The organism is Corallococcus praedator, assembly GCF_003612125.1.
Classification (GTDB): domain Bacteria; phylum Myxococcota; class Myxococcia; order Myxococcales; family Myxococcaceae; genus Corallococcus; species Corallococcus praedator.
Genome location: NZ_RAWI01000558.1, coordinates 1 through 4,804, shown reverse-complemented (window position 1 = coordinate 4,804; position 4,804 = coordinate 1). Strand labels below are relative to the sequence as shown.

Here is a 4,804-nt window from a genome sequence, read left to right as displayed (position 1 = left end):
AGGACTTCCCCGCCTCCCCCACCTTTTCGTCCAACGTGTCCCGGCTCACCGCCACCCCGACCCACCTCTTCTTCCAGGCGCCGGATGCGACGCACGGGCACGAGCTGTGGGTGAGTGACGGCACGGGCGCGGGGACCCGGCTCGTCAAGGACCTGACGCCGGGCGAGGACGGTTCATCCCTGGCGCACCTGAAGGCGATGGGCAACGACCTGGTCTTCTTCCGGGAGGTCTTCGACCAGGCCGCCTCGGCCACGCGCCATGAGCTGTGGCGCTCGGACGGCACGGACGCGGGCACGGTGCGCCTGCGCGACTTCGGGACGACCGTGGACGTAAGCTCCCTGGACGCGAAGACAGGCAACGCAATGCTCTTCTTCGTGCGCGAGGTGGAGGGAGCCACCAGCCTCTGGCGGACGGACGGCACCGCCGCCGGCACCGTCCAGGTGAAGCGACTGGATGCGGGCCCCAATACCTATCCGTCCGAATTGCGCGCCACGGCGGCGCTCGCCCTCTTCACCTTGAGCGAGAGCACGGGCCTGACGGAGCTGTGGAAGTCGGACGGCACGGCGGGCGGCACGGTGCGGCTGGCGTCCTTTGGTGCCTCGCGCGCGGTCCAGGTGCTGGGGGCGCTGGGCACCAACGCCTACGTCACGACCACCTCGCGCACCACCCAGTACATGGTCATCTACCGCGTCCCGCTCGCGGGTGGGAACCCGACGCCCGTCGTCACCCTGCCCAATGACTACGCAGCGCAGGGCTCGGCGTTCCCCCGCGTCAACGCCGTGAGCGGTGCCCCGGGGGGCACGAAGCTGTTCTTCTCCGTCGACATCGGCAGCAACGGCCCCGCGCCCACCGACACCCAGCTCTGGGTCACCAACGGCACCGCCGGGGGCACGACGCTGCTGCGCCGCCCGCTGAGCCTGTCGGACGAGTACAGCTCGCCGGTGTACGCGGTGGCGGACAACCTCGTCTACTTCAGCGCTCCCGACACCTCGGGGGAGAACATCGAGCCCTGGGTGAGCAACGGCACGACGGGCGGGACGCGCCAGCTCAAGGACATCGCCCCTCCGTCCGTCGGGGCGTCCTCCTTCCCGCGCGAGTTCTTCCGCGTGGGCTCGCGCGTCTTCTTCAGCGCCTTCGACGACACGGCGGCGGGCCAGCTCTGGTCCTCCGCGCTCAGCAACACCTGCGTGGCGCCGGAGGAGACCCTGTAGGCACCACCGGGTGGATCCCCGCGCCGTCCCGGGCCCGGCCGACGGGACGGCCCCCCGCCCGCCGGGGCTCCTGGCGGGTGACCGTGCCGGGCGGACGCGTGGGTGTTAGACACCGGCGCATGCCCACCGTCAGCCCCAGCGCACGCCTCGCAGGACAACGCCTCGAGCGCAGCCGGGCCTCCCGGCAGTTCGAAGGCCAAGGCTTCCGCAACACCGCGCCCGTGGGGCCCGGCCTCCAGGGCAACCCGCTGCCGCTGTTGGGGGAGTACTTCTTCGGCGGCACGCAGCGCACGCCGCCCGGCCCCCTTCCGGTGGACGACCCACGCGGCACCTGGGCCCGCGCGCCGGACACCGGTCTGCGCGTCACCTGGCTGGGCCACAGCACCCTGCTGCTGGAGGTGGACGGCGCGCGCGTGCTCACCGACCCCGTCTTCGGCGACCGCGCCTCGCCCGTGTCCTTCGCGGGCCCCCGGCGCTTCCACGCCCCGCCCGTGCCCCTGGACGCGCTGCCGGACCTGGACGCGGTGCTGGTGTCGCACGACCACTACGACCACCTGTGCCGCAGCACCATCCAGGCGCTGGCGAAGCGGCGCGTGCCCTTCATCACCGCGCTGGGCGTGGGACAGCACCTGGAGGCGTTCGGCGTGGCGCCGGAGCTCATCACCGAACTGGACTGGTGGGAGCACCACCGCGTCGGTCCGGTGGGCTTCACCGCCGCGCCCTCGCAGCACTTTTCCGGCCGGGGCCTGGGCGACCGCAACAAGACGCTGTGGGCGTCCTGGGTGCTCACCACCGACAAGCACCGGCTGTTCTTCAGCGGCGACACCGGCCTCACGTCGGAGTTCGAGGAGATTGGCCGCCGGCATGGCCCCTTCGACCTGGTGATGCTGGAGGTGGGCGCCTTCCACCCGAGCTGGGGCGGCATCCACCTGGGGCCGGAGAACGCGCTCAAGGCACACGCGATGCTGGGCGGCGGCACGCTGATGCCGGTGCACTGGGGGACCTTCAACCTGGCGCTGCACGCGTGGGATGAGCCCGCGGAGACGCTGGTGCGGCTGGCCACGGAGCAGCAGGTGCGCCTGTTCACGCCGGGCCTGGGCCGGGGCCTGGAGCCCTCGCGCGTGGAGGGCATGACGCCGTGGTGGCGCGACGTGGGCGAGCGCCGGCTCGTGCCGCAGACCGCACCCTGAGGCTTCGCGGCGCTGACGTCCCACCGGGAAGGACTCGACGCCCACACCAGGCGCGAGCGTAGAGTCCCTTTCCATGCTCCGCTCCCGGCTCGTCCCGACGCTCTCCCTGGCAGCGCTGCTGTGCCCCCTCCTGGCCTGCGACCCCGCGGCAGGAGGCAAGCCCCGGACAGAGGATCCGCCCCCTGTCGTCACGAAGAGCGCGAAGCGGGGCCTCGCCTATGGCTACCACTCGGCCGCGGACCTGAAGGCGCTCTCGCCCGGAATGAGCTGGTGGTACAACTGGTCCCCCCGCCCCGAAGCTGGCGCCGCGAGCGTCTACGCCTCCGAGGCCGTCACCTTCGTGCCCATGGCCTGGGGCGGCACGCCCAACGCGGATCAGCTCGCATCCGAAATCCCCGCGGGCGCGCAGTACCTGCTGGGCTTCAACGAGCCCAACTTCCTGAGCCAGGCGAACAAGACGCCCCGGCAGGCCGCCGCGCTCTGGCCCGTGCTGGAGGAAGTGGCCCGCCGCAAGCAGCTCAAGCTGGTGTCCCCGGCGGTGAACTACTGCGGCGACTGCGTCACGGAGGACGGCGTCAAGTTCACCGATCCAGTGGTCTACCTGGATGCCTTCTTCAAGGCCTGCCAGGGCTGCCAGGTGGATGCCATCGCCATCCACTGGTACGCGTGCGACCTGGGCGCGCTCAAGTGGTACGTGGAGCGGTTCAAGAAGTACGACAAGCCCCTCTGGCTGACGGAGTTCGCCTGCGGCGACATGCCCCATGACCAGATCACCGTCGAAGTGCAGAAGAAGTACATGGTGGATGCCATTCCCTGGTTGGAGTCGGAACCCGCCATCGAGCGCTACTCCTGGTTCTCCGGGCGCAACAACGAGATCCCCTCCATCAACCTGCTGGGAGCCTCCGGAGAGCTGACCGAGCTGGGCCGCCTCTACGTCACGCTGCCCGCCGGCACGTCGCCGCAGTCACCCTGAACGAAGGGTGAGCCTCCGTCCTACATGACAGGCGGGCCGCCTGCCCTCCAGGCAGCGAAGGAGCCATCCCCCAGGCGAAGACAGACGGGGAGCGGCCTACTCCGCGCTCCTGGATTTCTGGGGTAAAGATGACCGCCACATGGCACTTCAAGCGGGGGACGCGTTCGGACGGTATGAGCTGGTGTCCTGGCTGAGCCGGGGCGGCATGGCGGAGACGTGGCGCGCGCAACTGGTAGGCGCCGCCGGGGTGACCAAGCCGGTCCTCATCAAGAAGGTCCTCCCGGAGTACGCGGACGATGAGGCCTTCATCTCCATGTTCATCAGCGAGGCGCGCATCTCCGCCACGCTGTCCCATGGCAACGTCGCTCAAGTGTTCGACTTTGGCCGCGTGGATGGTGAGTACTTCCTCGCCATGGAGTTCGTGGATGGCCAGCCCCTCCACCGCGTCCTCAAGCGCGCCATCAAGAGCGGCATGGCCGCCCTGCCCGTCCCCGTCGCGGTCTTCATCGCGATGGAGATGTGCCGGGGGTTGCACTACGCGCACACCCGCACGGACAACAGCGGAAAGCCGCTGGACATCGTCCACCGCGACATCTCTCCGGACAACGTGCTCGTCGGCTACGAGGGCCAGGTCAAGATCGTCGACTTCGGCATCGCCAAGGCCAAGCTCCTGCGCGGCGTCAGGACGGAGCCTGGGGTCGTGAAGGGCAAGTACCTCTTCTTCTCCCCGGAGCAGGCGCGCGGCGAGGACGTGGATGCGCGCACCGACGTCTGGGCCACCGGTGTCGTGTTGTATGAACTGCTCTGCGGCAAGCTGCCCGTGGACGGGCCGCCCCAGGTCGTGATGACGCGGGTGGCACGAGGCGAGATTCCCCCGCCCGTTCGACTCCGGCCGGACCTGCCGGAGGAATTGAATGACATCGTGATGAAGGCGCTGACCGCGGACCGCGAGCAGCGCTTTGAATCCAGCCACGAATTCGCGGAGGCGCTGGCCGGCTTCCTGTATGCGAACCATTCGCGCTTCTCCTCGCTGAGCATCGCGAACCTGCTGCGGGTGCTGTTCCGTGGAGACCTGGAGCAGCAGGGCCGGCAGTTGGCGGTGCCGGGGACCTTCCAGCAGGAGATGAAGTCGTGGGGTGCGGCCCCTCTCGTGGCTGAGGTCGCGGCAAGGCCGCCCCAGGAGGGAATTCAGACCCGGCGCATCGCCCGGGCCGCGAAGCCGCCCAACACGGCCCTCACGGGGACGACGGAACCGGATCCGCCCGTACCGGCGGGGTCCTCCGGTGGATCGCGCAAGCTGCTCGTGGGCCTGGGAGCGGGAGGCGGGTTGCTCGCGACGGGCGCCGGCCTCTGGTTCCTGATGAGCTCCACGCCGCCCGTCGCGGAAGCACCGCCCCCCGTTCCGGAACCCCGCATCGCCGTGGCCGCCG

The 4,804-nt window shown here is 70.2% G+C and carries 4 protein-coding genes; all 4 read left to right on the top strand.

All coding sequences use genetic code 11. The annotated features are described in order from the left end of the window. The coding region (locus D7Y13_RS38665) for an ELWxxDGT repeat protein (protein ID WP_120630978.1) at positions 1 to 1,211 on the top strand (1,211 nt) is incomplete at its 5' end. Positions 1,212 to 1,330: 119 nt separating this feature from the next. Beyond that, entirely contained in the window at positions 1,331 to 2,401 is a 1,071-nt protein-coding gene (locus D7Y13_RS38660; RefSeq protein ID WP_120586040.1) for an MBL fold metallo-hydrolase, read from the top strand. A gap of 73 nt (positions 2,402 to 2,474) precedes the next feature. Then, on the top strand, positions 2,475 to 3,374 hold the full coding sequence (locus tag D7Y13_RS38655; RefSeq protein ID WP_120538106.1) for a glycoside hydrolase family protein: 900 nt from the start codon (positions 2,475 to 2,477) through the stop codon (positions 3,372 to 3,374). 139 nt (positions 3,375 to 3,513) lie between these two features. After that, positions 3,514 to 4,804, top strand: a 1,291-nt coding sequence (locus D7Y13_RS38650; protein ID WP_147452601.1) for a serine/threonine protein kinase, incomplete at its 3' end; no start/stop codon positions are given.